The 25,582-nt window shown below is 70.5% G+C and carries 26 protein-coding genes; 17 read left to right on the top strand and 9 right to left on the bottom strand.

Annotated elements, in window-relative coordinates:
* Positions 1-365: 365 nt before the first annotated feature.
* A complete protein-coding gene (locus tag GXW74_RS17290) occupies positions 366-1,121 on the bottom strand; it encodes a Crp/Fnr family transcriptional regulator (protein WP_211847782.1) in 756 nt (251 codons plus the stop codon).
* Between the two features lie 281 nt (positions 1,122-1,402).
* On the opposite strand from GXW74_RS17290, the gene GXW74_RS17285 reads away from it, so the two are divergent.
* Entirely contained in the window at positions 1,403-2,161 is a 759-nt protein-coding gene (locus tag GXW74_RS17285; RefSeq protein ID WP_211847781.1) for an SDR family NAD(P)-dependent oxidoreductase, read from the top strand.
* 5 nt (positions 2,162-2,166) lie between these two features.
* Positions 2,167-3,765: an MBL fold metallo-hydrolase RNA specificity domain-containing protein gene (locus tag GXW74_RS17280; RefSeq protein WP_211847780.1), complete on the top strand. Its 1,599-nt coding sequence runs from the start codon at positions 2,167-2,169 to the stop codon at positions 3,763-3,765.
* 123 nt (positions 3,766-3,888) lie between these two features.
* Here GXW74_RS17280 and GXW74_RS17275 read toward each other — a convergent pair whose 3' ends face one another.
* Both GXW74_RS17275 and GXW74_RS17270 read right to left on the bottom strand, forming a co-directional pair.
* Entirely contained in the window at positions 3,889-4,506 is a 618-nt protein-coding gene (locus tag GXW74_RS17275; RefSeq protein ID WP_211847779.1) for a YeeE/YedE thiosulfate transporter family protein, read from the bottom strand.
* Between the two features lie 17 nt (positions 4,507-4,523).
* Positions 4,524-5,150, bottom strand: a complete 627-nt coding sequence (locus GXW74_RS17270) for a YeeE/YedE thiosulfate transporter family protein (protein ID WP_211847778.1) — start codon at positions 5,148-5,150, stop codon at positions 4,524-4,526.
* Positions 5,151-5,164: 14 nt separating this feature from the next.
* Between GXW74_RS17270 and GXW74_RS17265 the strand changes: the two genes are divergently transcribed.
* The 3 genes from GXW74_RS17265 to trhA all read left to right on the top strand — a co-directional run bounded on the left by GXW74_RS17265 (position 5,165) and on the right by trhA (position 8,132).
* Complete coding sequence (locus GXW74_RS17265) at positions 5,165-6,595, top strand: cryptochrome/photolyase family protein (RefSeq protein ID WP_211847777.1); 1,431 nt, start codon at positions 5,165-5,167, stop codon at positions 6,593-6,595.
* Positions 6,592-7,335, top strand: coding sequence for a metallophosphoesterase (locus GXW74_RS17260; RefSeq protein ID WP_211847776.1), 744 nt, complete (start codon positions 6,592-6,594; stop codon positions 7,333-7,335). The genes GXW74_RS17265 and GXW74_RS17260 overlap by 4 nt, the downstream gene beginning before the upstream one ends.
* A gap of 113 nt (positions 7,336-7,448) precedes the next feature.
* On the top strand, positions 7,449-8,132 hold the full coding sequence (gene trhA / locus GXW74_RS17255; RefSeq protein WP_211847775.1) for a PAQR family membrane homeostasis protein TrhA: 684 nt from the start codon (positions 7,449-7,451) through the stop codon (positions 8,130-8,132).
* On the opposite strand, the gene GXW74_RS17250 is transcribed toward trhA, so the two are convergent.
* Positions 8,133-8,903, bottom strand: coding sequence for a creatininase family protein (locus GXW74_RS17250; RefSeq protein WP_211847774.1), 771 nt, complete (start codon positions 8,901-8,903; stop codon positions 8,133-8,135).
* Between the two features lie 157 nt (positions 8,904-9,060).
* On the opposite strand from GXW74_RS17250, the gene GXW74_RS17245 reads away from it, so the two are divergent.
* The 4 genes from GXW74_RS17245 (at position 9,061) to gltA (ending at position 13,265) form a co-directional block, all read left to right on the top strand.
* Positions 9,061-9,597: a SixA phosphatase family protein gene (locus GXW74_RS17245; RefSeq protein ID WP_211847773.1), complete on the top strand. Its 537-nt coding sequence runs from the start codon at positions 9,061-9,063 to the stop codon at positions 9,595-9,597.
* Positions 9,598-9,599: 2 nt separating this feature from the next.
* Positions 9,600-11,183, top strand: a complete 1,584-nt coding sequence (locus GXW74_RS17240) for a CYTH and CHAD domain-containing protein (RefSeq protein WP_246523561.1) — start codon at positions 9,600-9,602, stop codon at positions 11,181-11,183.
* 150 nt (positions 11,184-11,333) lie between these two features.
* A complete protein-coding gene (locus tag GXW74_RS17235) occupies positions 11,334-11,843 on the top strand; it encodes a thermonuclease family protein (RefSeq protein WP_211847771.1) in 510 nt (169 codons plus the stop codon).
* 114 nt (positions 11,844-11,957) lie between these two features.
* Positions 11,958-13,265: a citrate synthase gene (gltA, locus tag GXW74_RS17230; protein ID WP_211847770.1), complete on the top strand. Its 1,308-nt coding sequence runs from the start codon at positions 11,958-11,960 to the stop codon at positions 13,263-13,265.
* A 236-nt stretch (positions 13,266-13,501) separates the two neighbouring features.
* On the opposite strand, the gene GXW74_RS17225 is transcribed toward gltA, so the two are convergent.
* Genes GXW74_RS17225 through GXW74_RS17205 form a run of 5 tightly spaced genes read right to left on the bottom strand, consistent with a single transcriptional unit; the run spans position 13,502 to position 19,147 of the window.
* Positions 13,502-14,476 (bottom strand): ABC transporter ATP-binding protein, encoded by a 975-nt coding sequence (locus tag GXW74_RS17225; protein WP_211847769.1) that lies wholly within the window; start codon positions 14,474-14,476, stop codon positions 13,502-13,504.
* A gap of 20 nt (positions 14,477-14,496) precedes the next feature.
* Positions 14,497-15,480 carry an ABC transporter ATP-binding protein gene (locus GXW74_RS17220; RefSeq protein WP_211847768.1) on the bottom strand — a complete coding sequence of 328 codons (984 nt, stop codon included), beginning with the start codon at positions 15,478-15,480 and terminating at the stop codon, positions 14,497-14,499.
* On the bottom strand, positions 15,477-16,415 hold the full coding sequence (locus GXW74_RS17215; RefSeq protein ID WP_211847767.1) for an ABC transporter permease: 939 nt from the start codon (positions 16,413-16,415) through the stop codon (positions 15,477-15,479). The genes GXW74_RS17220 and GXW74_RS17215 overlap by 4 nt, the downstream gene beginning before the upstream one ends.
* Positions 16,381-17,340, bottom strand: a complete 960-nt coding sequence (locus GXW74_RS28650; RefSeq protein WP_211847766.1) for an ABC transporter permease — start codon at positions 17,338-17,340, stop codon at positions 16,381-16,383. Before GXW74_RS28650 ends, GXW74_RS17215 begins: the two co-directional genes overlap by 35 nt.
* Positions 17,341-17,350: 10 nt before the next feature.
* Positions 17,351-19,147, bottom strand: coding sequence for a peptide ABC transporter substrate-binding protein (locus tag GXW74_RS17205; RefSeq protein WP_211847765.1), 1,797 nt, complete (start codon positions 19,145-19,147; stop codon positions 17,351-17,353).
* 881 nt (positions 19,148-20,028) lie between these two features.
* On the opposite strand from GXW74_RS17205, the gene GXW74_RS17200 reads away from it, so the two are divergent.
* From GXW74_RS17200 to GXW74_RS17165, 8 genes are all read left to right on the top strand, one after another.
* Entirely contained in the window at positions 20,029-21,285 is a 1,257-nt protein-coding gene (locus GXW74_RS17200; RefSeq protein ID WP_211847764.1) for a tyrosine-type recombinase/integrase, read from the top strand.
* Positions 21,286-21,497: 212 nt separating this feature from the next.
* Positions 21,498-21,893, top strand: coding sequence for a hypothetical protein (locus GXW74_RS17195; protein ID WP_211847763.1), 396 nt, complete (start codon positions 21,498-21,500; stop codon positions 21,891-21,893).
* Entirely contained in the window at positions 21,890-22,147 is a 258-nt protein-coding gene (locus GXW74_RS17190; protein ID WP_211847762.1) for a hypothetical protein, read from the top strand. The genes GXW74_RS17195 and GXW74_RS17190 overlap by 4 nt, the downstream gene beginning before the upstream one ends.
* A gap of 180 nt (positions 22,148-22,327) precedes the next feature.
* Positions 22,328-22,603, top strand: a complete 276-nt coding sequence (locus tag GXW74_RS17185) for a type II toxin-antitoxin system RelE/ParE family toxin (RefSeq protein ID WP_211847761.1) — start codon at positions 22,328-22,330, stop codon at positions 22,601-22,603.
* A 13-nt stretch (positions 22,604-22,616) separates the two neighbouring features.
* Positions 22,617-22,937, top strand: a complete 321-nt coding sequence (locus GXW74_RS17180) for a HigA family addiction module antitoxin (protein WP_246523537.1) — start codon at positions 22,617-22,619, stop codon at positions 22,935-22,937.
* Positions 22,938-23,079: 142 nt separating this feature from the next.
* Positions 23,080-23,478 (top strand): hypothetical protein, encoded by a 399-nt coding sequence (locus GXW74_RS17175; RefSeq protein WP_211847760.1) that lies wholly within the window; start codon positions 23,080-23,082, stop codon positions 23,476-23,478.
* Positions 23,479-23,604: 126 nt separating this feature from the next.
* Positions 23,605-23,826 (top strand): helix-turn-helix transcriptional regulator, encoded by a 222-nt coding sequence (locus GXW74_RS17170; RefSeq protein ID WP_211847759.1) that lies wholly within the window; start codon positions 23,605-23,607, stop codon positions 23,824-23,826.
* Complete coding sequence (locus tag GXW74_RS17165) at positions 23,826-25,529, top strand: hypothetical protein (RefSeq protein ID WP_211847758.1); 1,704 nt, start codon at positions 23,826-23,828, stop codon at positions 25,527-25,529. Before GXW74_RS17170 ends, GXW74_RS17165 begins: the two co-directional genes overlap by 1 nt.
* Positions 25,530-25,582: the final 53 nt, after the last annotated feature.

Raw genomic sequence — 25,582 nt, 5'->3', positions numbered from 1 at the left:
GACCTGCTCCAGGATTGGCTTTCCGAGAGCGGCGCCGCCCCTCTCGGACTTGTCCCGCCAAAGGCCGAAAGGCCTTCGGAAGCCTATACCCGGGTCATTGTGGGTGCAGGGGACCGTATCCCGTGCCGGGGAAGCTTGAGGGGGTCACGCCCCCTCGATCCGACCTCTCATACCAACGGCCGCCATTCGCGACCGCTGGCATCAGCCTTTTCGTGCCCGTCGCGGCCTCGGCACGAGTCAGGAACTCGTGCCGCTGGGATCATGCGGCATCGCCAAGGCGAGGTGGTGTGGCGCGCGGGGCCGGTGGGGCGGCCGCGCGCGAAACCAAGGTTCTGATACCGGGTCAGCCGATGCGCTGGCGGGTATCAGGCCGCGTGCGCGCCCTCGCCCGTGCCGAGCCCGATCAGCGCCGGACGGTCGATGAGTTCGATGCCCGAATGCCCATGCAGCCGGATCCAGCCGCGCTTGCGGAAGGCGGAGACGGCGCGGCTCACGGTTTCCAGCGTCAGGCCGAGGAACTCGCCCATATCCGCGCGTGTCGCCGGCAGGTCGAAGACCGGGCCAACGTGTCCCCGGCGCTCCTGCGCCTCGGCGAGCGAGACGAGGAAGGCGGCCACCCGCTCCTCCGCGCTGAAGCGGCCGAGCGCGAGGATGTGATCCTGGCTGGCCGCCAGTTCCTTCATGCAGAGGTCGAGGAAGCGCCGCTCCATCACCGGGTAGCGGCGGAAGAGCTGTTCCAGCCGCCGGCGGTCCAGCCGGCAGACATTGCCGCGGGTCAGCATCTCGGCGCCGAAGGCGTGTTCCTCGCTCGGGGTGAAGCCGAGGATGTCACCCGGGAAGCGAAAGCCGATCACCGCCTGGCGACCGTCGGGCAGCACGCGCGTCAGCCGCGCCATCCCCTCGGTCAGCGTGTAGACGAAACGGGCTGGATCGCCCTGGTGGAAGACGGATTCGCGTGGCTCGACCGCCAGCCGCTCGCTCTCACCCGCCATGTCGTCAAGCGCGGCGACGTCGAGCGGCGCGCAGAGACCGACAGAGCGAGCACCGCACTTCATGCAGACATTGGCCTCCGAGCCAAGGCCGTCCATCAGGGCGCGCGTGGCGTCGAGTGGATGCATCATGCGCCTTCACCTGCCGTAGGGCCGCCAAGGTCGGGGCGACCGTTGTGACCGTGGTCTCCCCACGCTCCAAGACGAGCGGAGACAGTCTCCTAGCAGTCTTGCGATAGATCAACAACAAACGCATGAACGGCGGCAGGCTTGGCTTGCATGGCAGCCACGCTCCCGTTCGGCCGCTCCCGGACGCCCTGGCAGGACCCGGTGGCGCGCTTGCGCCGAAGCGCGGTCCGGCGAGACTGTCCCGCATGTCGCGGCGCCATGTGCCGCCCCGCGAGGAGAGTTCCATGACCTTTGCCGCACCCGATTTCCGCCTCGATGGCCGCAGGGTGCTCGTCACCGGCGCTTCCCTCGGCATCGGGCGCGCGATCGCCCTCGCCGTCGCCGCGGCGGGGGCGGAGGTGGTGCTGGCCGCGCGTGGGCGTCCGGGGCTCGAGGAAGTGGCGGGCCTCATCGCCGCCGCCGGCGGACGCGCCTCGGTGCTGCCCTTCGACGCCGCCGATCCGGCAGCGATCCGTGCCGCCATCGCCCGGGCCGGCGAGCTCGACGGGCTGGTCAACAATGCCGGGAGCGTCACGCGCGAACCCTTCCTGGAGGCGACCGAGGCCGAGATGGACCGCGTGCTCGCACTCAACGTGAAAGGGGCGACGATCGTCGCGCAGGAAGTGGCGCGCGGCATGGCGAAGATCGGCGGCGGAGCGATCGTCAACATCGCCTCCATCGCCGGGCTGGTGGGTTCGCGCAACCGCAGCCTCTATGCCGCGACCAAGCACGCGGTGGTCGGGCTGACGAAGGTGATGGCGCTGGAACTCGCGCCGCGCGGCATCCGCGTGAACGCGGTCTGCCCGGGGCTGGTGAACACGCCGCTCGCCGCCGACCTGATGGCGGATGCCGCCTTCGTCGCGGCGGCGCGCGCGCGCATCCCGATGGGGCGCATCCTGGAGCCGGAGGACATCGCCGGGCCCACGGTATTCCTGCTCTCCAACGCCGCTTCCGGCATCACCGGCATCGCCATGCCGGTCGATGGCGGCGTGACGGCGGAGTAGGCGCCGTGCCCGTGATCCTTCGCACCTGCGGCGCGGCGCGCACCGTCACCGGCCTGTCGCTGCTGTTCGAGACCTCCCGCGCCAGGTTCCTGGTCGATTGCGGCCTGTTCCAGGGGCCCAAGACGCTGAAGGCGCTGAACTGGGAGCCCTTCCCCTACGTGCCGCGCGACATCGACGCGGTGCTGCTGACACATGCGCATATCGACCATTCCGGCCTGCTGCCGCGCCTGGTGAAGGAAGGCTTCCGCGGCCCCATCCACGCCAGCGGGCCGACCGGGGATCTCTGCGCCGTCATGCTGCCGGACTCCGGCCATGTGCAGGAGATGGAGGTGCAGCAGCTCAACCGCCGCAACCGGCGGCGCGGGCGGGGGGAGGTGGAGCCGATCTACACCTCGGCCGACGCGCTTGCGGCGATGCGTTCCTTCCGCGCCGTGCCGATGGACCGCTGGCTGGAACCGCTGCCCGGCGTGCGCGCGCGCTGGTGGAATGCCGGGCACATGCTGGGCTCGGCGTCGATCGAACTGGAGATCGCCGAACCGGGGGAAGCGCCGGTCCGCGTGCTGGTCTCCGGCGACCTTGGCCCCGACTGCGCCGTGTTCCACCGGGACCCGGAGGGGCCCGAAGCCGTGGACCACGTGTTCCTCGAGAGCACCTATGGCGACGAGGACAAGCCCTGCGTGGACCATGAGGAGCGCCGCAACCGGCTCGAGGCGCTGGTGAAGGAGGCGCACCACCCCGACGGCGCGCTGCTGATCCCGGCCTTCGCGGTGGAGCGCACGCAGGAGATCTGCTGGGATCTCGTCACGCTGATGCAGGCCGGGCGCATCCCGATGGCGCCGATCGCGGTGGACAGCCCGCTCGCCATCCGCGCCACCGAGGTCTTCCTCGAGCACGCGCACGAGCTGGAGGAAGGGCGCTCGGTGAAGCGCGCCCTGCGCTCCCCGCTGCTGACCTTCACCGAAAGCGGCGAGCAGTCCCGCCGCATCGCCGAGATGGAAGGCTTCCACATCATCATCGCCGGGTCCGGCATGTGCGATGCGGGGCGGATCCGTCACCACCTCAAGCGCTGGCTCTGGGCGCCGGAGGCGACGGTGCTGCTGACCGGCTTCCAGGCCGAGGGCACGCTCGGCCGGCTGCTGCTGGAAGGGCGCGAGGAGGTGCGCATCCAGGGCGAGACCATCCGCGTGCAGGCGAGGATCCGCGAGATCCGGGACTATTCAGGCCATGCCGATGCGCCGGAGCTCACCGCCTGGCTGAAGGAACGCGGGCCGGTGCGCGGCGGCGTCTTCCTGGTGCACGGGGAGCCGCCGGCGATGGAGGCGCTGGAACGGCGGCTCACCGGCGAAGGCATCGCGAAGCCGAGGCAGGTGCTGATGCCGACGCTCGACGACGCCTTCCTGCTGCCGGCGGGGCTGGCGCCGCTGAAGCGAGAGGCGCCGCACCGGAGGCCGGACCCGGCTTCGGCAGGGCGGCCGGACTGGCACAATGCGCGGGCGGCGCTGCTGCTGGCGATCGAGGATGCGATCGAACGCGCGCCGGATGAGGAGGCGCGCAAGGGGCTGATGGCGAGCCTGCGTTCGGCGTTGGAAGGTCGGGGGGAGTGAACTCCCCCCGATCCCCCCCTCCCTTTCTGATCACCTGGATGGGCGGGGCCGGCGCGCCAGGTACTCCCGGCTGACAGACAAAGAAGGGAGGGGGTCCGGGGGAGGTTCCCCTCCCCCGGCCTTCTACTCCGCAGGCACCGCATGCGCCGGCGGCGTGGCCTGCCTCGGCGGCATCAGCCCGTCGGCGTTCTCGCCGATCTCCTGCCGCCACGGCCGCCAGCGTTCCAGCCCGACCAGCGCCAGCACCAGCACCACCGCGAAGCCAAGGGCGAGCATCCAGAACGGCACCCCCGTCACCATGTCCAGGGTCAGCTTCCCCTGCCCCGCGACCTGCAGCACCGGGGCGAGGTGCGGCTCGGCATAGGTGAAGGCGAGCGCGCCGAGGATGCCGCCGGCGAGGGTGAACCAGGCGTCCTTGTAGCCCGCGCCGATCTGCGCCAGCACCGTGCCCGGGCAGGCGCCGGCCAGCGCGATGCCGGCGCCGAGGACCAGGCCGCCGGCGATGTCGGCCATCGGCAACAGCGCCTTGGGCGAGAGCTTCGCCCAGCCGAAGCCGGTCAGCACTGCGAGCACGACCAGCCCTGCCGCGACGCCGGCGAGGAACACCCGCAGCATCAGGAAGGACCGGAACTGGAACTGGCCGAGGATGACGGCGGGCTCGAAGACCCGCGCCTTCTCGAGGAAGAAGCCGAAGGCCACGCCCATGGCGAGGCCGAGGAGGATGGCGGTGACGATGGACATGATCGTTTCCTCCGATCTCAGCGCACGGGGCGGAACAGCAGCGTCGCGGTCAGGATGCCGCCGACGAACATGGCGGTGACCGCCGCGAAGGAACCGAGCGAGAGCTGCGCCATGCCCGACAGGCCATGGCCCGAGGTGCAGCCATCGGCAATGCGCGCGCCCATCAGCATCAGGAAGCCGGCGAAGAAGGCCAGGACGAAGCGGCCGCCACGGGACAGGTCGGTCGCGCGCTGCCAGACCGGCGCAACGCCGCGCCGCACCGCGCCCGACAGCCGCGAGGAGGCAAAGGCGCCGAGCGCGATGCCGATGACGAGGGCGACCTGCCACCAGTTCTTGGCGCCGTCGAGGTGCCCGGCGGCGTAGCGGATGGCGCGGATGCCCGGATCGAAGACTTCCGCCACCGACGCGCCGACGGTGACGAAGGAGGAGGAGGCCCCGAGAGCGGTGCCGAGGAAGAGGAAGGCCGGGATCTGCAGCAGGCCGATCAGCGCGCCCGCGACATAGGGCGACCAGGCCTTGTCCGTGAGGCGGGGCATGGGACGGGTCCTTTCGGATACGGCGGCCGAGCGGCCGGTATGCGTTAGTATATGCGCATATACTAATCTTACAAGTACGAATTTCCTCGTGACGCTGCCGGCGGACACCCCACATTTGATGCATGCCGATTCCCGCGCTCCTCTGGTTCCGTCAGGACCTGCGCCTCGCGGACCATGCCGCCGTCGCCGCCCTGGAAGGGCGCCCCGTCCTGCCTGTCCATGTCCTGGAAGACGGTCCCGATGCGCCAGGCGGCGCGGCGGCGTGGTGGCTGCACCACAGCCTGTCGGCGCTCGGTCGCGCCCTGGCGGAACGCGGCGCGCCCCTGCTGCTGCTGCGCGGCGACCCGCGGCGACTGATCCCGGAACTGGCGGAACGGATCGGCGCGGCCGAGGTCCATGCCGGCCGGCAGACCGAACCCGCCGCCCGCCGGCGCGACGCCGAGACCCACGCGGCTCTGGAGGCCGCCGGCCGGCGCCTGGTCCTGCACCGGACGGCGCTGCTGCACGAACCCCACCTGGTTCGCACCGGCGCCGGCAAGCCGTTCTCCGTCTATACGCCCTTCTCCCGCGCCGTCTTCACGCTGCTGGAGGGCCTGCCCCCGCCCCTGCCCGCGCCCGACCGGCTGCAGGCCGCCCCCGGCGCGCCGGAAGGATTGCCGCTGGAAGCCCTCGGCCTGCTGCCGAAGCCGCCGGAGCCGGATTGGGCGGCGGAATTCCACGCGCATTGGACACCCGGGGAGAACGGCGCCGCGGCCCGCCTCGCCACCTTCCTGGAGCATGGCCTCGACGGCTACGCGGCACGCCGCAATGAACCGGCCGCGGCCTGGGGGACCTCCGGCCTCTCGCCGCACCTCCATCTCGGGGAGATCTCGCCCCGCCAGGTCTGGCACGCGGCGCGGGCCAAGGGCGGCAGGGGGCGCGAGAGTTTCCTCAAGGAGCTGGTCTGGCGCGAATTCTCCCACCACCTGCTGTGGCACCGGCCGGAGATGCCGGACACGCCGCTGAGGCCGGAATTCGCCGCCTTTCCCTGGCAGCGCGACGCCGCCCTGCTGCGTGCATGGCAACGCGGGCGGACCGGCTATCCGATCGTCGATGCCGGCATGCGCCAGCTCTGGCGCACGGGATGGATGCACAACCGGGTGCGGATGATCGCGGCTTCCTTCCTCGTGAAGCACCTGCTGCAGCCCTGGCAGGACGGCGCGGCCTGGTTCCGCGACACGCTGGTCGATGCCGACCTCGCGGCCAACAGCGCCTCCTGGCAATGGGTGGCCGGCTGCGGGGCGGATGCCGCGCCCTATTTCCGCGTCTTCAACCCGGTGCTGCAGGGTGAGACCTTCGATCCGGCCGGCACCTATGTCCGGCGCTGGTGCCCGGAGCTCGCGCGCCTGCCCGACCGCTTCATCCATCGCCCGCACGAAGCCCCCGACACCGTGCTGCACGGCGCCGGAGTGAAGCTCGGCCGCGACTACCCGGCGCCGCTCATCGGCCTCGCCGAGGGCCGCGCCCGGGCGCTCGCGGCCTTCGCCACCGTGAAAGGCACCGAGGCCGCGTGATCCCGACCCTCGAAAGCCTCCGCCAGGCCGGATTCCGCGGCCTGCGCGTGGTGGGCGACGTGCATGGCGACGCCAGGGGCTTCGCCGCCGCGGCGGCGGGGGCGGAAGCCGCGGGGCTGTTCCTGGTCCAGCTCGGCGACCTGACGGACAGCGGGCCCGACAGCCCGGCCGTGCTGCGGACGATCTTCGCGCTGCTCGATGCCGGGCGTGGCCTGTTCCTGCTCGGCAACCACGACCACAAGCTGCGGCGCGCGCTGCTCGGCGAGTCGCTGCGCATCGACGGCGCCGGCCTCGGCCGCACGCTCGACCAGATCGCCGCGGCGCCCGACAGCGCGATGCTGCGCGCCCGGGCGATCGAGGAGATCGGCTGCGCGCCCGCCTGGCTGCGGTTCGGGCGGCTGTTCTGCGTCCATGCCGCCTTCCACGACGGCATGCTGCACCACCCCTCCCCGCCCGATGCCGGCATCGCGCGCCCGGAAGGCCTGGTCGGCCGCGCCATCTTCGGCCAGGTCACCGGCCGCCGCGGCCAGGATGGCTTCCCCATCCGCCTGACCAACTGGGTGGACCGCATCCCCGAGGGGATGACGGTGCTGGTCGGCCACGACAACCGTTCGCGCGACGGCAGGCCCGCGGTGATCAGCGGTGCGCAGGGCGGACGGGCGCTGTTCCTCGACACCGGCGCGGGCAAGGGCGGTGCGCTCGCCTGGCAGGATTTTCCGCTCGAGCTCGCCGAGCCTTGAGGTGATACGACGCCAAGCCGCGCCCTGGGCGAATCGATCCCGCAGCCCGATGCGGGCGGAGGTCAGGGATGATCGAACGTCATGAACAGCCGCGACCGCAGGATTCTCGAACCATGCAGCAGGCGAACAAGCCTCGCGCCGCCCTTCCGGTCAGGGCGGGCCGCGCCGACACCCGGGCCGAACGCCGGCTCGATGCCGCGATCCTGGGCGGCGGGCTGGCGGCGGCGATCATCGGCTGCCTGGCGCTGGCGCTGACCCTGCCGCCGGAAGCGCGGGCGGGGTCGATTGCCGCGCTCGGCTTCTACTGCACCGCGCTGGTCGCCATGCTGAGCTTCGCGCTGGCCTACAACGTGGCGCGCGCGCCGCGGGCCCGCGCCATCCTGCGCCGGCTCGACCACGCCGCCATCTTCCTGATGATCGCCGGCACCTACACGCCCTTCGCGGTGGTGACGATCGGCGGCACCTGGGGCTGGACGCTGATCGGCTTCGTCTGGGCGGGGGCGCTCGCCGGCATGGTGCTGAAGCTCGGCTGGCCGCACCGTTTCGAGCGGAGTTCCGTCGTCGCCTACCTGGTGCTGGGCTGGGCCGTGCTTGCCGCGGTGCCGCCGATGCTGGAGCACGTGCCGACCAGTGCGCTGATCCTGCTCGCCACCGGCGGCGTGCTCTACAGCGCCGGCGTCGCCTTCCACGTCGCGCGGCGCATGCCCTTCCAGAACGAGGCCTGGCATGCCTGCGTGGTCGCCGCCGCGACCTGCCATTTCGCGGCGGTGGTCCTGGGCGTCCTGCCGGCGACGTGATCAGGCCCAGAGCCGGGCGTTCGTCAGTTCCTCGGCGATGATGGTACTGGCGGTCTCGACCAGGGCCTCGCCCTTGGCGGCGCTCGCCGCGCGGGCGTCGCCGATCACGCCGGAGGGCGAGATCTCCTTGAAGGAGCGGCGGCGGATCATCGCCGCCGGCTGGCCTTCCGGGCGGGTCGAATGCGGGCCATGGGCCTCGGGCAGGCGGTCCGCCCGCACGGCTTCGGGCAGCAACGCCATCATCATCGAGGTCTCGGCCTCGCAGGCGTGCATGACGTTGGACTGGCGGTCGAGAATCGGCGCGAAGGCATCGCCCACCAGGTGCCAGTAGGTGCCGGCGGCGACCGCGATGCCGAACTCGTTCTGGCATTCGCCGCCGACCACCGCGACCGCCTCCGCATTGCCGCCATGGCCGTTGAGCAGCATCACGCGCTTGAACCCCGCGCGCATGGCGGAGCGCACGACGCCCTTCAGCACGGCGGAGAAGGCGGCGAAATCCAGTGTCACGGTGCCGCCGAAGGCGACATGATGCTCGGCGAGGCCGGTCCAGACGCAGGGCATGACCACCACGGGCCGGCCGGCGGAAGCAAGCTTGCGCGCGACGCCCAGCGCGACGCCGGTGGCGCAGACGATGTCGACGCCGGTGGCGAGGTGCGGGCCGTGCTGTTCCAGCGAGGCGACCGGAACGATGACCAGGGCGCCGGCCTCGGCGCGGGCATTCAACTCCGGCGCGGTCAGCTTCATCCATTCGATCTCGGTATCGGCGGCCATGTGGGTCTCCTGCGTGCGGCGTGGCGGGCAGGATGGAACGGCGGCGCCGGCGGCGCGAGTCCGTGCGGCGGCCGCGGAGTCCGGCAGGCCAAGATGCGCGAAGGGACGGCCGCCGGCCGCGACAGACGCCGCGGCCCGTGGCAGTATGCGCGGCGAGATGCGCCAACTCCTTCTGCTGCGGCACGCGAAATCCTCCTGGGACGACCCGTCCCTGCCCGACCATGCGCGGCCGCTGAACGCCCGCGGCCGCCGTGCCGCGCGCGCCATGGCCGCGGCGATGCACGATCTCGGCCTGTCGCCGGACGTGGTGTTCGTCTCCTCGGCGCGACGCACGCTGCAGACGCTCGAGGCGGTGTCGCCCTTCCCCGACAGCCCGCTCATCGAGCCGATGGACGACATCTACCTCGCGCCCTGGCCGCGCCTGCTCGACATCCTGCGCCGCGCGCCGGAGACGGCGCGCAGCGTCATGCTGATCGGCCACAATCCCGGCCTGCAGGACCTGGCTCTGGCGCTCGTCGGCGCCGCTGGCATGAGCGGCGGCCCCGCCGGAGCGGCGCGCCGCATGGCCGAGGGCTTCCCGACCTGCGCGCTGGCGGAGTTCGGCATCGCGACGCCATGGCAGGACCTGGCGGAGGGCGGCGGCCGCCTGATCCGCTTCCTGGTGCCGGCCGACCTCCCCGAAATGGCGCTGTGACCATGTCGACCGGGGCGGGACGGTCCGCGCGCCAGCCTGGCGCCGAGGGAGAGGCCGAAACGGTGGAGTTGCCGCCCGTCCCGGCGGCCGAGGCACCGCCAGCGCCGCTGCCCCGACTCGACTTCGCCCTGACGCCCGAGGCGGCATCGCGGCTGGCGCGCGCGCCGGTCGTGCAGGCGCATCGCAGCGGCCGGACCCGCGGCGCATCGGCCGACATCCTCTGGTTCGACACCGCCGAAGGCGCCCTGGCGGCACAGGGGCTGACGCTGCAGTCGGGCCGGCGCGGCGCGCGGACCCTGCTCCGCACCCTGCCGCCGCCAGAGGCGCCCTGGCACCCGTGCCAGCCGCCTGCCGAGATCGCCACCCTGCCGGAGGGCGAAGCGCCGGAGGAAGCCGGCGGAGCGCCGCTGGTGGCGATCGCCGCCTTCACCGGGCGGCGCCTGTCCTTCCGTCTCGCCCTGCCCGAGGGCGAGGTCGCGGCCGAACTGCTGAACGGCCGGCTGCGCGCCGTGGCGGCGGAATCGCCGACGGCAAGGCTCAGCCTGTCCGGGCCGCTGCCAGCGTTGCTCGCCGCCGCCCAGGGGCTCTCGGCCCAGGTGCCGCTGCTGCCGCCGCTGACGCCGCTCGCCGAGGAGGCGCGCGCGCTCGCCACCGGCACGCCGGCGCGGCCGCACCGGCTCGGCGCGCCCGACACTTCCGGCGCCACCACGGTCGAGGACGCCTTCCTGCGCGCCTACGGCCACCTGCTCGAGGTGGTGCGCCAGCAATCGGCCCGCATCGGCCCCGATGCCGGTCCCGAGGGCGTGCACCAGACCCGCGTCGCGCTGCGCCGGCTGCGCTCGGTCTTCCGCGTTTTCCGCGCGGCAACGGACGGGCCGGCGCTGCGCGGCATCGATGCACGCTTCCGGGAAGTGCTGGCGGTGCTCGGCCCCGCACGCGACTGGGATGTCTTCGTCGCCGGCGTCGGCCGCGACGTCGCCGCCGCCTTCCCCGAGGAGAAGCGCATCGCCGCCCTGCTCCGTGCCGCCGAGGCCCGCCGGCGGGAGGCCTACGCCGCCGTGATGGCGATGCTTGAAGGCCAGCCCTGGCGCCTGCTGCTGCTCGACGCGCTCGGCACCCTGCTGACGCGCGCCTGGCGCGCCGAGGCGACGGTGGAAGGGCTGGCCGCGCTCGACGAGCCGGTGCGGGAATTCGGCCGCGGCATCCTCGACCGCCGCTGGAGCCGGCTGCGCCGCGCGGGCGAGGAGTTCGAGACGCTTTCGGCCGAGGAACTCCACGAGCTGCGCCTCGACGGCAAGCGCCTGCGCTACGCGGCCGAGGTCTTCGCGCCGATCTTCGGCGCCAAGGCCGGACGGCGCTTCCTGCGGCGCGTGGCCGCGCTGCAGGAGGGGCTTGGCGTCGCCAACGACGCGGCGGTGGCGCGCGGCCTGGCGCGCAGCCTGACGGTGCCGGGCAACGGCGCCCGGGCCTGGGCGGTCGGCGTGCTTGAGGGGTGGTGCGAGGCACGCGTCGCCGTGCATCGCGGGGACGCTTTCGCCGCCTGGGACCGCCTCAGCGGCAAGGATCGTTTCTGGTCAGACGCCTAGATGCGGTTCTTCGCACGATATTGCGAGCGCCTCGCAGCGCGATGTCGATTTCGTCAACCGGCCCGGTTGCAGGCCGGGGCAAGCTCGGTCTAACGATCGGTCGTGCTTGAGAGACGGCGCATCTTCAAGGGACGCAGAACCCGCCCCCGCGTGAGCGGGGCGGCGCTGCTCGTTTCCGCCGCGGTCGCGGCGCCGCTGCTCCTGGCGCTGGCACTGCCGGCCAGCCTCTTCGGCTCCGCGCCGACCGACCGCGAGTGGCAGGCCGCGGCGAGCGAGGTGCGGATCGTGGACGGGGAGACCCTCGGCCTCGGCGAGCGGATCGTGCGGCTGGCGGGGATCGCCGCGCCGGCGCGCGGGGACGCCTGCCGCAACCGCGCAGGCGAGACCTTCGACTGTGGCGGTGCGGCGACAGCGGCGCTGACGCGCCTCGTCACCGGCCGCCCCGTTTCCTGCCGCATCGTCGGCCAGGACGGCTTCGGCCGCGGCCTCGGGCAATGCGAGTCCGGCGGCACCGATCTCGGCCGTACGCTGGTCGGCAACGGCTTCGCGGTGGCGACCGCCGCCACGCTGCGCCCGGCCGAGACGGCCGCGCGCGATGCGGGCCAGGGCCTCTGGGCGCATCCCGCCGGCGCCCCCGCCGACTGGCGGACCAGGAACTAGCCCGGCCGCCGGGCAGGTTTGCCAGCCCGCCTGCCCGACCCTATCTTGCACCGCACCAAGACCAGCGGGAGCGCCATACCGCCGCCCGCGCGACCTATCCGAGGACGTTCCCGCATGAGCAGCAAGGCCACCGGCTCCATCACCGTCACGATGGAGGGATCCAACAAGAGCGCGAACCTGCCCCTGCTCGGCGGCACGCTGGGCCCGCAGGTCGCCGACATCCGCAAGCTCTACGGCGAGCTCGGCATCTTCACCTATGATCCCGGTTACGGCGCGACCGCATCCTGCGAGAGCACCATCACCTACATCGACGGCGACGAGGGCGTGCTGCTGTATCGCGGCTACCCGATCGAACAGCTCGCCGAGAAGTCGTCCTTCCTCGAAGTGGCGTACCTGCTGCTGAACGGCGAATTGCCGAACGCGGCGCAGTATGCCGAGTTCGACAAGGGCGTGACGCGGCACACCATGCTGCACGAGCAGCTCCGCCGCTTCTTCGAGGGCTTCCGCCGCGACGCCCACCCGATGGCGGTGATGTGCGGCGTGGTCGGCGCGATGGCCGCCTTCTACCACGACAACCTCGACATCAACGACGCGCGGCAGCGCGAGATCGCGGCCTTCCGCCTGATCGCCAAGGTGCCGACCATCGCCGCCTGGGCCTACAAGTACTCGATCGGCCAGCCCTTCATGTATCCGCGCAACGACCTCGGCTACGCCGAGAACTTCCTCTACATGCTGAACGGCGTTCCGGCGGAGCCGTACGTCAACAACCCGATCCTGTCCCGCGCGATGGACCGCATCCTGATCCTGCACGCGGACCACGAGCAGAACGCCTCGACCTCCACGGTGCGCCTGGCGGGGTCGACGGGTGCGAACCCCTTCGCCTGCATCGCCGCCGGGATCGCGGCCCTGTGGGGTCCGGCGCATGGCGGCGCCAACGAGGCGGTGCTGAAGATGCTCGCGGAGATCGGCAGCCCGGAGAACATCCCGCAGTTCATCAGCGAGGTGAAGGACAAGAACTCCCACACCAAGCTCATGGGCTTCGGCCACCGGGTCTACAAGAACTTCGACCCGCGCGCGAAGATCATGAAGGAGACCTGCCACGAGGTTCTCGCCGAGCTCGGCATCAAGGACGAGCCGCTGCTCGACATGGCGATGGAGATGGAGCGGATCGCGCTGTCCGACGACTACTTCATCAGCCGCAAGCTCTACCCGAACGTGGATTTCTATTCGGGCATCATCCTCAAGGCGATGGGCATCCCGACCTCGATGTTCACCGTGCTGTTCGCGGTGGCGCGGACCGTCGGCTGGGTCAGCCAGTGGAAGGAGCTGATCGAGGATCCGTCGCAGCGCATCGGGCGGCCGCGGCAGATCTACACCGGCGCGCCGGCGCGCGACTTCGTGGCGATGAGCGAGCGGGGCTGAGCTTGCTGCCGGAGGGGCGCTGCCTCTCCGGCCCCCCCCGCCGGGGCCATCATGGAGCCGAAAGGCCCTTGGAGCCCCCTGCATGGCCGGTCGGAGCAAGGCACTTCTCGGCCGGCGGCCGCATCCCTCCCCTGTCTCCGACCGCCAACCCAAGCTGCCCGTTGGCCTTCCGGGCTGCGGTGAGGGACGAGGCACTGCCTCGCCCGCGAGAGGCGCGATGCCGCCCCCCCGGCGGTTCACCCGCGCTTGTGGCAGGCCACCCAATGGCCCGCCTTCACCTCGCGGAACTCCGGGGTTGCGGTATCGCACAGCCCCTTCTCCGCGATCGGGCAGCGCGTGTGGAACCGGCAGCCCGACGGCGGGTTGAGCGGACTCGGGATGTCCCCTTCCAGCCGGATGCGTTCGCGCTTCAGCGTCGGGTCCGGAATCGGCACCGCCGAGAGCAGTGCCTCCGTGTAGGGATGCAGCGGATCGGTGTAGAGCTCGCGCGACGGCGCGATCTCCACGATGCGCCCGAGATACATCACCGCGACGCGGTCGCTGATGTGCTCCACCACCGACAGGTCGTGCGCGATGAACAGGTAGGAGAGCCCGAACTTCTCCTGGAGATCCTCGAGCAGGTTGATCACCTGCGCCTGGATCGAGACGTCGAGCGCGGAAACCGGCTCGTCGCAGATGATCAGCTTCGGGGAGACCGCGAGCGCCCGGGCGATGCCGATGCGCTGGCGCTGCCCGCCCGAGAATTCGTGCGGGAAGCGCGACATGTGGTCGGGGCGCAGGCCGACGGTCTCCAGCAGCTCCGCGACCTTCTCCTCCCGCTCCCGGCGGTTCTTCGCGAGGCGATGGATCTCCAGCGCCTCGCCGATGATGGCGCCGACCGTCATGCGCGGGTTCAGGGACGCGAAGGGGTCCTGGAAGATGATCTGCATGTCGCGGCGGATCGCCGCGAGCTCCTTGCCGTCCAGCGCGCGCACGTCGCGGCCTTCGAAGCGCACCTCGCCGGAGGTCGGCTCGATCAGGCGCAGGATGCAGCGGCCGGTGGTCGACTTGCCGCAGCCCGATTCGCCCACCAGGCCGAGCGTCTCCCCCGCGCCGAGCTCGAAGCCCACGCCGTCCACCGCATGCACGTGGTCGACCACGCGACGCAGGATGCCACCGCGCACGGGGAACTGCTTCACCAGGTCGCGGACGGTGAGAAGCGGCGTCGCCATCGTCGGTTCCTTCGCGGCGCTCACAGGATGCAGGCCGCCTTGTGGCCGGGCGCGACCTCGCGCAGGGGCGGCTCGGCGGCGCGGCATTCGTCGGTCGCGTAGCGGCAGCGCGCGGCGAAGCGGCAGCCGGGCGGCGGGTTCAGGAGGCTCGGCACCGTGCCGGGGATGGCTTCCAGGCGATGGTGCTCCGTCGCCGCGAGGTCGAGGCGCGGAATCGAGCGGATCAGCCCCTGGGTGTAGGGGTGGCGCGGATTGCCGAACAGCTCGCGGACGGGCGCCTCCTCCACCACCTTGCCGGCGTACATGACCACGACGCGCTGGGCGACCTCCGCCACCACCCCCATGGCATGGGTGATGAGCATCACCGCCATGCCGAGCCGCTCCTTCATCTCGGCCAGCAGGTCGAGGATCTGCGCCTGGATGGTGACGTCGAGCGCGGTGGTGGGTTCGTCAGCGATCAGCAGTTTCGGATTGCACGACAGCGCCATGGCGATCATCACGCGCTGGCGCATGCCGCCCGAGAACTGGTGCGGGTAGTCGTGCACCCGGCGCTGCGGATTCGGGATATGCACGAGGCGCAGCATCTCGATGGCGCGGTCCATCGCCGCCCGCTTGCCGAGCTTCTCCTGCTGGCGGACGACTTCCGCGATCTGGTCGCCCACCGTGTAGACGGGGTTGAGCGAGGTCATCGGCTCCTGGAAGACGATCGCGATCTCCTTGGCGCGGATGGAGCGCATCGCCTCGGTCTTGAGCGGCACCAGGTCCCGCCCCTGCCACAGGATCTGCCCGCCGGCGATACGGCCCGGCGGCATGGCGATGAGCTTCAGCACCGTCATCGCCGTGACCGTCTTGCCGCAGCCGGATTCGCCGACGACGCAGACCGTCTCGCCGCGGCCGACTTCGATGTTCACGCCGTCCACGGCGCGCACCATGCCGTCGTCGGTGGAGAAATGGACCTTGAGATCGCGGATGGCGAGCAGCGGGTCGGCCGCGACGGCATTCATGCGGAGATGATCCGGCGCGGATCGAGCGCGTCGCGCAGCCCGTCGCCAATGAAGTTGATGGACAGCACGGTGAGGAAGATCGCGGCCCCGGGGAACAGCGCCCAATGCGGCGCGAAATCGAGGTTGTCCTTGGCGTCGAACAGCAGCCTGCCCCAGGTCGGCACATCCGGCGGGAAGCCGAGACCGAGGAAGGACAGGGTGGATTCCGCGATGATCGCGGCGGCGACGTCGATGCTCGCCGCCACGATCACCGGCCCGAGCGCATTGGGCAGGATGTGGCGCATGACCAGGCGGGGACGGGAGGCGCCGAGCGCGCGCGCGGCCTCGACGAATTCCTTCTCCCGCAGGGAGAAGAACTGCGCGCGGACCAGGCGCGCGACCGGCATCCAGCGGAATCCCCCGATCACCGAGACGATCAGGATGAAGACCCCGAGTTCGAGCCCCACGAGCCCGGTCAGCGTGTCGCGGAACAGGTAGATGATCAGCAGCAGCAACGGCAGCTCTGGCAGGGACAGGAAGAGGTCGGTCAGCCACATCAGCGCCGTGTCCACCTTGCCGCCCGCCATGCCGGCGACGGCGCCGACCAGCACGCCGACGAAGATCGCCACCGCCATCGCCGCGAAGCCGACCGCGAGCGAGATGCGCCCGCCATAGAGGATGCGCGCGAGCAGGTCCTGGCCGAGGTCGTCGGTGCCGAGCGGATGCTCCCAGGAAGGCCCCTGCAGCCGCGCCGAGAAGTCGATCTCGTCGATCGGCACCTGCCACACCAGCGGGCCGATCAGCACCGCGAGCACGAGCAGGCCGAGGATCACCGCGCTGAGCACCGCGAGCCGATGCTTGCGGAACCGCCGCCAGGCCTCCCGCCACGGCCCGACCCGAGGCGCGGCGGCGGGGATGGCGCTAACGGTAGCTGATGCGAGGGTCGAGCCAGCCATAGAGGATATCCGCCAGCAGGTTGAAGAAGATGACCAGCGTCGCGAAGACGAAGGTGACCGCCATGATCACCGGCGTGTCGTTGGCGAGGATGGCGCTGATCAGCAGCGAGCCGATGCCGGGCACGCGGAAGATCTGCTCGGTCACGATGGCTCCGCCGAACACCACCGGCATCTGCAGCGCGACCAGCGTGACCACCGGGATCATCGCGTTGCGCACGACGTGCTTCAGCGTGATGACCGATTCCGGCAGGCCCTTCGATCGCGCCGTCGTCACGTGGTCGAGCCGGATCACGTCGAGCACGGCGGAACGCACGAAGCGCGTCCAGGCCGCGCCCTGGAACAGGCCCAGCACCATGATGGGCATGATCGACTGGCGGAACATCTCCCACCACCAGCGCCAGCCGGTCGCCTCGATGTCCGTGCGGAACACGAAGGGCAGCCAGCCGAGCTGGATGGAAAACAGCATGATCAGCAGCAGGCCGGTGAAGAAGGTCGGCAGCGAGAAGCCGACGAAGGCCAGCGTGTTCGCGACCTTGTCGAACAGCGAATAGGGACGCGTCGCGGCATAGACGCCGACCGGCATGGCGATGGCCAGCGCCAGGACCTGCGAGGCGCCGATCACGATGATCGTGGTCGGCAGCCGCTGCAGGATGAGCTGATCGACCGGGATGCGGCTGACGAAGGAAAAGCCCCATTCGCCGCGCAGCATCGAGGTGAGCCAGGCGACGTAGCGGAGATGGATCGGATCATCCATGCCGAGGCTCGCGCGGAGATTCGCGCGCACCTCGGGCGGGATGGCGGGGTTGGTCGCCAGTTCCTCGAACGGATCGCCCGGAGCGAGGGCGAGCACGGTGAAGAGGATCACGCTGATCCCGAGCAGGCTCGGGATCGCGATGAGCAGGCGGCGGATGAGGTACTGGAACACGCGGGAAGGATCAGGTCTCGCGGTACCAGTCGCTGAGCAGCCAGTGGGTATTGTCCCAGCCGCTCAGGATATGGCGGAGATTGTTGAGGCTGCCGCTGACCGTCGGCCGCTTGACCAGCGGGATGACGTGGTTGCTGCCCACGATCAGGTCGTTCATGCGGATGAACAGCGCCGCGCGCTTGACCGGGTCGAGTTCGCCCTCGGCCTCGCGATAGACGCGGTCGTATTCCTCGTTGCGCCAACGGACGATGTTGCGGCCCTGCCAGTTGTTCGCCTTGGAAGAAATCTCCCAGGACACGTACTGGTTCATGAAGAGCTGCGGGTCCGCCTGCGGCATCGTCGTCGTGTACATCTGCATGTCGGCGAAGAACTTGGTGTAGGTGTCCGGGTTCGCGACATCGGCGGAGAAGAACACCGAGGCGGTGACCGACTTCAGCTCGATGTCGATGCCCGCGCGCTGCGCCGCCTGCTTGACGATGGCCTGGGTGCGCTGGCGCGGTGCGTTCACCGAGGTCTGGAAGACGAACTTCAGCCGAGTGCCGTTCTTGGCGCGGATGCCATCGCGCCCGCGCGCCCAGCCGGCGGCGTCGAGCACCTCGTTCGCCTTCTGGATGCTGAACTCCCAGCGCATGTTGGTGGAGCGGAAGCGCGGCGGGTTGTTGAGGAAATTGGCGGTCGCCGGGCCGCCGCGGCCGTAGATGAACTGCTCGAGTGCGTTGCGGTCCACGAGGTAGGACATCGCCTGGCGCACGGCCGGATCGCGGAAGGCCGGATGCTCGGTCCTGATGGAGGCGCGCTCGCCGTCCACTTCCTGGTTGGGATCGGTGGCGTTGAGCTGGATGAATTCGATGCCGCCGCCCTCGACGATGTTCACCTTGCCCCGGCCCGCGGCCTCCAGGCGCTTGAGGATCTCGTCCTCCACCGCGAGGTTCCAGGCGTAGTCGAAATCACCCGTCTGCAGCACGGCGCGCGCCGCCGAGACGGCATCGCCGCCACCCTTGATCTCGAGCGTGTCGAAATAGGGCCGGTTCTCGCGATGGTAGTTGGGGTTGAGCTCGGCGCGCAGCATGTCGCCCGGCGCGAAGCTGACATACCGGTAGGCACCGGTGCCGACAGGGCGCAGGTTGGTCGGCGCGTCCCGCGCATTGGACCCGGCATAGTCCTTGAACAGGTGCTTCGGGATGATCAGGCCGCGCGAAGCGACGAAGGCATCGGCCCAGAAGGGCGTCGGCTTCTGGAATTCCACGCGCACCGTGTAGTCGTCCACCTTGACGACGTTGACGTCGCGATAGCTGCCGATGGACACGCCGGCGACCGCCGGGTTGCGCGCGTATTCCCAGTTGAATACGACATCGTCGGCCGAGAAGTCCTGGCCGTCATGCCACTTCACGCCACGCTTGAGCTTCCAGGTGACGGAACGGCCATCCTCCGCGAGGCCGCGATTCTCCACCGACGGGATTTCCGCGGCGAGGATCGGATACAGAGTGCCGTCCGCCGCCCAGCCGGCCAGCGGCTCGTAGAAGACGCGGCTCGCTTCCTGGTTTGTGGTTCCGACCGCGAAATGAGGATTCAGCAGGGTCGCCGCCTGCCAGTACAGGATCTTCAGCGCGCCGCCGCCGCCACGCCGGGTCGGCTTGTATTCCGGCACCGACTGCGCCGCCGCCGGCGCGGCCCCCGTGATGGCCAGCAGCTGGGTCGCCATCGGTGCCGTGAAGCCCACGGCGGCCATGCGCTTCACGAAGCCGCGCCGTGACAGCGTACCTTCCTTCACGCGTGCGAGAAGGCGTCGGAGATCATTCTCTGTCATGTCATCAGCTCCCAGTCGTCGCCGTGCGGCGTCTTGTTCGGCCCAAGCCGGCAGATTGCAGCTTCATGAGGCCTGAGCGCCAGACCCTATCTCCACCTCTCATCCGGCACCCAGCCTCGACATGGCGCGACAATCGCCGCTGACTGCCCGCGGCGGGAGCAAGCGAAGCTTGGTTGGATCTGGCCGCCGCGACACCTTGGCGCGCGGCGGTTGCGCGATGCGACGCGCATCTCCGCCGGGTCCGCTGGCGCGCCGCCCAACGGGCTCGCACGCTGCCTCGCGGCGACGGCGGCGCAGGGAATGTCGCGTGCTCGACGCATGCCACGGGCCTCGGCCGCGATGAACGAGGCGACCGTGCCGGAGGCGGCGGCTGGAGCGGATACCGATCGGGCGGACCGCTTTGATCGGCCACAGCTGCTCGCAACGACAAATGCCCTGGGTGATCGCCGCGCGTCGATGCGAGGGGGGACGGGCTTGGCGCCTGCCGGCCGCTCTCGCCCGGCCAGGCATGCCGATCGCCGCCCGGGATCTGCGTGAGACGCGGGACACGCAGCAATCGGACAATGAGCCCGGCCACGGCGGCAGCCCTTCGCCGCGCGGAAGACCGGCGCTCGCCGCCCCGCTCAGGCAGAGCCCTCGGGCACCATCGAATATACGAACAATGTCAGGAGCTTGCGGGTGGTGGGCGCACAAGGATTCGAACCTTGGACCCGCTGATTAAGAGTAAGCGATAACTCTCCGCCACGCCATGCCATAACCCGCCAAATACCTTGCAATCCATAGGGTCCGCTCATAAGATGGCCGCCGTAAACCGCCATGCGGACCCGGTGCGGACCTAACTGTCAGGTCCGCGTGAGGTCCGCAAATCCGGGGTCCGCGCCGTGCCGAAACTGACCGACCGCTTCCTGAAGGACTTCGCGCCCGGGGCGGGCAGCAAGGACCGGCTGGCCTTCGACACCGAATGTCCGGGCCTGGGCGTGCGCGCAACGGCGGCCGGCACCAAGACCTTCATCGTCCAGTGGACCGACCCGGCGACGAAGCAGAAGCGCAGGGAGCGGCTTGGCGTGTGGGGTAGCCTCACCACCGAAAAGGCGCGCGAGGCGGCCCGCGCCCGGCTTGGCGATGTCGCGAAGGGCATTGATCCGCGCGCCGTACGCCTGGAAAAGCGAGAGGCCGCGATCAAGGCGAAGGCCGAGGCCGCGCTGACGCTGGAAGCCCTTGTCAACGATTGGGCGGCCCTGCATCTGGCGGGGAAGCGCCCGCGCTACGCCGCCGAGGCGGTGCGGGCGATCAAGCATGCTTTCACCGAGCACCTGAAGCGGCCGGCCGCGCGCCTCTCAAAGGGCGAGGCGGTGGGGGTGCTGGATGACCTCCTGAAGGACGGCAGCGCCGCGATGGCGGGCCGCACCCTCGCCTATGCCCGCGCCTGCTACGCGTGGGCAGAGAAGCGCGGGAAGGTGGCCGGGAACCCGTTCGAGGGCATCCCCATCGGTGCGGGCATCGTGAAGCGGGAGCGCGTCTTGACGCCCGAGGAAGTCGGAGCCGTGTGGAATGCAGCCGCCGCCATGGGCGAGCCCTGGGGGCCGCTGTTCCGTGTCCTGCTGCTGACGCTGGCGCGGCGCGATGAAGTCGCGGGGATGCGGTGGTCGGAACTCTCTGATGACCTCGCCACATGGACCATTCCCGGCGAACGGATGAAGCGGGGCGATGCGCACGTGGTGGCGCTGCCCGAAGCGGCCCGCGAAGCCCTGCGCGCGGTGAAGCGCATCAAGGGCCGGGACCTCGTTTTCAGCACCACTGGCAGGACGCCCGTGAGCGGGTTCACCAAGGCGAAGGCGGCGCTGGACAAGGCAGCCAAGGTGAAGGGCTGGCGGCTTCACGACATACGCCGCACGGGTGTCTCGGCGCTGGCCGCCATGGGGTTCAACCCGGTGGTGGCCGACATGCTTCTGGCGCACCAGCCGGCGCGCCTGTCCACCGTTGCCCGCGTTTACCAGAGGCATGACTTCGCCGCCGAGCGCGAGGCTGCCTTGAAGGCATGGGCGGAACACGTCGCACGCTGCGCGAGCGGGAAGGACAACACAGCCGAGAACGTCGCGGACCTCGCTACGCATCGGGCCGCGCGTGGTGCGACGTGATCTCCCTCTCTCTCCCTCCCCTTAAGGACACAATCGACACAATCGACACAATCGGAGGGAGGCGCGCGCGGTGCGCGGTGATTTCAGATTTCGCGGGGTGGGGCTGCTAATCCCGCTAATCCGCGCCGGGCGGTCCCCGGCACAAGGGGCGCCCCGTCCCGGTGTCACCACCACCGGGCGGGACTGACCCCGAACATGGAGGGATCATCCCCATGACCGAGGCTGAGACGACCCGTAGCACGGCGGCGGAAGGCGCCCCAACGCCCGCGACCCGAGAGCATGCCGCTGACTTTGCGGCTGCCTCCATGCGCGACTTGGTTGCCTGCGCGCGCATTTTCTACGCCGCGATCCATATGGACGGCGGGCGCTTCTCCGACGCCGAGATGGATGCGTTCATCACATTTGATGATTTTCTCTCGTACGAAATCACTCGCCGGCAGCCCGAGACGGCCGAGGACTTCGTGGTGAAGGTGCGCCACCTGGCCGGGCGCATCGAGGACGGGACCATGTCGGACGCGGTGGATGCCGCCGCCATCGCCGCGATCAAAGCCGATGCCGCCGCCGTCGCCGTCACGTTCTCCGCTGCCGCCGGGAACGTGCCAGCATGAGCGCGGAACCGGGCCGCGACGCCCTGGTGCAGATGGAAGGGCCGTTGCGGAACGTGCCGGCCCGCCTGCAATTCATTTCCGATGCGTTCGACGGCGCGGACGTGAGCGGCGGGGAAGGGCTGCAAGTCTTGATCTTCGACTGCCTGGACGACGCCGCCCAGGCGTTGGAGCAATGGAAGGTCGCCTTCCACGGCGCGCCTCTCATGCCCGCCGAAGGGGGCAGCACCGCAGCGGGACGGGCGCGGCGCACATGAGCCTGTGCATTGCAGTTTCGCAGGGTGCCCCCTGCTAAAGCTGCTGATTTGCTAATCGGCGGGGCTAGGCTGGCCCCCGAACGCCCGGCCCCTCCACGCCGGGCTGCCCCGCCGTTGCCGGCCATGGCGACGTAAGGCGTCGCTTGACAGTGTAAGGCATCATATGACAGATTTGATGCCGTGATCGTCAGCTTTCGTCATCGTGGCCTTCGGGCGTTCTTCGAAAGGGACGATCCGGCGGGCGTCCGCCCGGACTTGGTTGAGCGGGTGCGGTCCCGGCTTTCGGCGCTGAACGCGGCAAAGGCGGTGGACGAGCTGAACTTGCCGGGCTGGCGCCTGCACCGGCTGCACGGAAAGCCCGTGCGTTGGGCGCTCGCAGTCAACGGCCCGTGGCGCATCACGTTCGAATGGGGCGCGCGCGGCCCGGAGCGGGTGGACTTGGAGCAATACCATTAGGAGGGCTGAGACCATGAAGCGCGAGTATCCGGCCCGGCATCCGTCGAAGATGCGCCCGGCACATCCTGGGGCGGTGCTGCGCGACGATGTTCTGCCGGCGCTGGCCGTGAGCGTGACGGAAGCCGCGCGGGAGCTCGGCATTTCGCGGCAGACCCTGCACGCGATCCTGGCCGAGCGGGCTCCGGTGACGCCGGACATGGCGGTGCGGCTAGGCAAGTGGTGCGGCAACGGCCCGCATCTGTGGCTGGCGATGCAGCGCGAGCGCGACCTGTGGGAAGCGTCCGAACGGCTGGCCGAGACGGTCGAAGGCATCCCCACCCGCGAGGCTGCCTGACACGAGGAGCGCGCGGAGCGCAGGAATGTCGCGGTCGGCACCATCCCCCAAAGACGGCGCGATTACGCGCGTAGCGATGATTAAACCGTGGGCAAAGGGCGCGGGGGTACCAGACATCCTTCCGAAGCACCGCGCCGCAACGATGGCGCTGCACGACATCGACGTGGCTAATACCCAGCGCGAATGGGATTCTAGTGTCGCCCATCTGGTTAGTTTGCTCTTGAGTGCTGCGCGGCAAACCTACGGAAACCCCGACCACGACGAGAACGAAGTGAATGACGCCATCGTCGCAATTACGGCGCGGCTCGCACTCGGTTTCAAACCGCCACCGGGGCGGCCGAAGCATACGATCACGGCTCGGCAGGACGCTCTCTGGCTCTCCGACCTTTCCCCAGAAGCCACACTGCCAGAGGCTATCGCGTACCTCGTCAAGATTCGCGGTGTTGACGAAGGCACCGCGCGCGATCGCGTGCTGCGCGCAGAAAAAGAACTGAGGCGGCAATTCCTGCGAGAGAAGCCATTCGGGCACGGGCGCAAATGACCCGCGTCAGGGTGCACCGCGTAACTGCCAGAAGGTGGGGGGCTTTAAAGCTTTAGTGCCGCCCTATGGTGGCGCTTAGCTTCCGCGTTCGGCGGCCCGTGGGGGCCGATGGCAAGGAGCCATTCAATGCCGGACACTCCCGAGGAATTTCTGACCGAAGCCGAGGCTGCCGAGCTGCTGCGCGTCGGCCGCCGCAGCCTGGAACGCTGGCGCACCACCGGCGACGGTCCCGCGTGGGTCCGCGCCGGGCTGCGTCGCGTGCTGTACCCGCGCGCCGCCCTGACGGCATGGGCCGCCGCGCGGACCTATCCGCACCGCGCCGCCGAGCTCGCCGCGAGGGCCGCGTGATGAGCGGCAGCGTTGCTCCCCGGTATCAAACCGGCCTCCTGTACGACCCGAGCATGGGCGTGGGGCGCTATGGGCGCCTGCCGACCGTGGACAGGATCACGGGGGGCACGGATGCGCCCGTCCTGACGGTCCCCACCAGGGGCCAGACCGACGCCAGCGGCATTGCGGTGCGGCCGGAAGCCGGCACGGTGACGCCCGCCGCCGGCGGCGAGGGCGGCGGCTCCGACAATCTGATGATGCTCACGAGCCTGCTGCTGTCCATGGCGCCGTACCTGCCGCAGGCGTACACGGCGGCACGGGATCTGTTCGGCGCGGGCGACGCCGCCGCCGCCGCGCCTGGAGAGACGCTTCCGACGCCGCCGGAGTATCTGACGCCCGAGCAGGCGTTCGACGCCTCGCGCGCATCGGAAGCGGGATTGGCGTCCGACGCGACCGTTGGGCCGTACAATATGCCGGTGGTGCCGTTCGGCGGTCAATCCTTCGGCTATGTGCCGCCCGGTGCCTCGTCGTGGTCCGCCCCCGACACGTCCGGCGTCATCTGGTCGCCGCAGACGCCGAGCTTCGGGGACACTGGCGCAGCGGTCGGCGGCGGATGGGTGCATCCGGGCGACCTCGGCGCAACATCGGTCCCGGCTGTTGGCGTATCACCACAGGCGATACAGAGCGCGGCAGCCGCGCCAGGCACGGCGGGCGCGTCGTGGTATGGGCTGTTCGGCATTCCGACCGTGGAAAACCCCATCACGGGGCTCGGCGCGCTCGGCGGCGTGGATATCGCGAACGCGCTGGCCTCGGCTGGCGCGGGCGCGTTCGGCAGCTATGCAGGCTCCACGCTGGCGCGTCCCGGCGGCGAGGTCGGCGCCGGCATCGGTGGCGCGGCAGGCGCTACCATCGGCGGCCTGATCGCCGCGCCATTCGGCCTCGCGCCGGTAGGCGCTGCCCTCGGCGGCCTCATCGGCAGTGGCGGCGGCGGGCAGATCGGCCCCAATCCGACCGTGGGCCGGAACTACAGCAGCTTCGGCACGTTCGATCCGTCCGGCGGCATCGGATGGGGCACGATGGGCGGCGACAACGGCGGCACCGCCGCCGACGCGCAGGGCATGTCCGACTGGTTCGGCAACGCGCTCGCGCAGGAGGCCGCAGCGCACGGCTACGGGTTCAACCCGAACATGCAGGGCGTTCAGATCCGCGTCGGCGGCTACGACAACGCCACGCGCGGCACCAATGGACCAAGCGGGTTCTTCTACGACGTCGCGGGACCGGGCCAGGGCTTCGGCGGGTCGCCGGAGAACTACGCGCTGCGGGCCACGCAGAACACGCCGTTCTTCTCGGGGTGGGACCCGTCGCAGGTGTACGGGCCGGAGCAGGCCAGGGCGTTCACGTCGAACGTCCTCGCCGACCTGGTCGCGCGCGGGGTCTACACGCCGGGCGGGCAGGCCGGGCCAGGCATGGACTATTTCGGGCAGACGCTCGGCGCCGGGTACGGGCTCTACTCGCCGGGGACATCGTTCGATGCGGCGCTCGCCGACCGGCGGGGCGTGATCGGCGATTGGGTCAATCAGCAGACCAACCTGCTGTCGCTGCTCGCGGGCCAGCGGGAGGCGGGGAATTACGCGGACATCCGGCCCGATATGCGGAACGCAGAGGACTGGTCGGGCTACTACGCCGGCATCGCGCAGGCCGGCGGAGACGTGTCGGGGGGCTGAGCGATGGTCAGCATCCCGATTGCGGTGCAGTCCTACCGGCACCGCAGCATCCC

Origin of the sequence: Neoroseomonas eburnea (assembly GCF_018129005.1) — a bacterium.
GTDB lineage: Bacteria > Pseudomonadota > Alphaproteobacteria > Acetobacterales > Acetobacteraceae > Neoroseomonas > Neoroseomonas eburnea.
Note: the sequence above shows the minus strand (reverse complement) of the source record. Positions and strands in the feature narration are given on the sequence as shown.

Excerpts from the sequence above, each read along its gene's own strand:
- GXW74_RS17290 (WP_211847782.1), bottom strand. The coding sequence starts at position 1,121 with ATGATGCATCCACTCGACGCCACGCGCGCCCTGATGGACGGCCTTGGC.
- GXW74_RS17285 (WP_211847781.1), top strand. The coding sequence starts at position 1,403 with ATGACCTTTGCCGCACCCGATTTCCGCCTCGATGGCCGCAGGGTGCTC.
- GXW74_RS17275 (WP_211847779.1), bottom strand. The coding sequence starts at position 4,506 with ATGTCCATCGTCACCGCCATCCTCCTCGGCCTCGCCATGGGCGTGGCC.
- GXW74_RS17265 (WP_211847777.1), top strand. The coding sequence starts at position 5,165 with ATGCCGATTCCCGCGCTCCTCTGGTTCCGTCAGGACCTGCGCCTCGCG.
- trhA (WP_211847775.1), top strand. The coding sequence starts at position 7,449 with ATGCAGCAGGCGAACAAGCCTCGCGCCGCCCTTCCGGTCAGGGCGGGC.
- GXW74_RS17250 (WP_211847774.1), bottom strand. The coding sequence starts at position 8,903 with ATGGCCGCCGATACCGAGATCGAATGGATGAAGCTGACCGCGCCGGAG.
- GXW74_RS17245 (WP_211847773.1), top strand. The coding sequence starts at position 9,061 with ATGCGCCAACTCCTTCTGCTGCGGCACGCGAAATCCTCCTGGGACGAC.
- GXW74_RS17240 (WP_246523561.1), top strand. The coding sequence starts at position 9,600 with ATGTCGACCGGGGCGGGACGGTCCGCGCGCCAGCCTGGCGCCGAGGGA.
- gltA (WP_211847770.1), top strand. The coding sequence starts at position 11,958 with ATGAGCAGCAAGGCCACCGGCTCCATCACCGTCACGATGGAGGGATCC.
- GXW74_RS17225 (WP_211847769.1), bottom strand. The coding sequence starts at position 14,476 with ATGGCGACGCCGCTTCTCACCGTCCGCGACCTGGTGAAGCAGTTCCCC.
- GXW74_RS17220 (WP_211847768.1), bottom strand. The coding sequence starts at position 15,480 with ATGAATGCCGTCGCGGCCGACCCGCTGCTCGCCATCCGCGATCTCAAG.
- GXW74_RS17215 (WP_211847767.1), bottom strand. The coding sequence starts at position 16,415 with ATGGCTGGCTCGACCCTCGCATCAGCTACCGTTAGCGCCATCCCCGCC.
- GXW74_RS17205 (WP_211847765.1), bottom strand. The coding sequence starts at position 19,147 with ATGACAGAGAATGATCTCCGACGCCTTCTCGCACGCGTGAAGGAAGGT.
- GXW74_RS17195 (WP_211847763.1), top strand. The coding sequence starts at position 21,498 with ATGACCGAGGCTGAGACGACCCGTAGCACGGCGGCGGAAGGCGCCCCA.
- GXW74_RS17190 (WP_211847762.1), top strand. The coding sequence starts at position 21,890 with ATGAGCGCGGAACCGGGCCGCGACGCCCTGGTGCAGATGGAAGGGCCG.
- GXW74_RS17180 (WP_246523537.1), top strand. The coding sequence starts at position 22,617 with ATGAAGCGCGAGTATCCGGCCCGGCATCCGTCGAAGATGCGCCCGGCA.
- GXW74_RS17175 (WP_211847760.1), top strand. The coding sequence starts at position 23,080 with ATGGCGCTGCACGACATCGACGTGGCTAATACCCAGCGCGAATGGGAT.
- GXW74_RS17170 (WP_211847759.1), top strand. The coding sequence starts at position 23,605 with ATGCCGGACACTCCCGAGGAATTTCTGACCGAAGCCGAGGCTGCCGAG.
- GXW74_RS17165 (WP_211847758.1), top strand. The coding sequence starts at position 23,826 with ATGAGCGGCAGCGTTGCTCCCCGGTATCAAACCGGCCTCCTGTACGAC.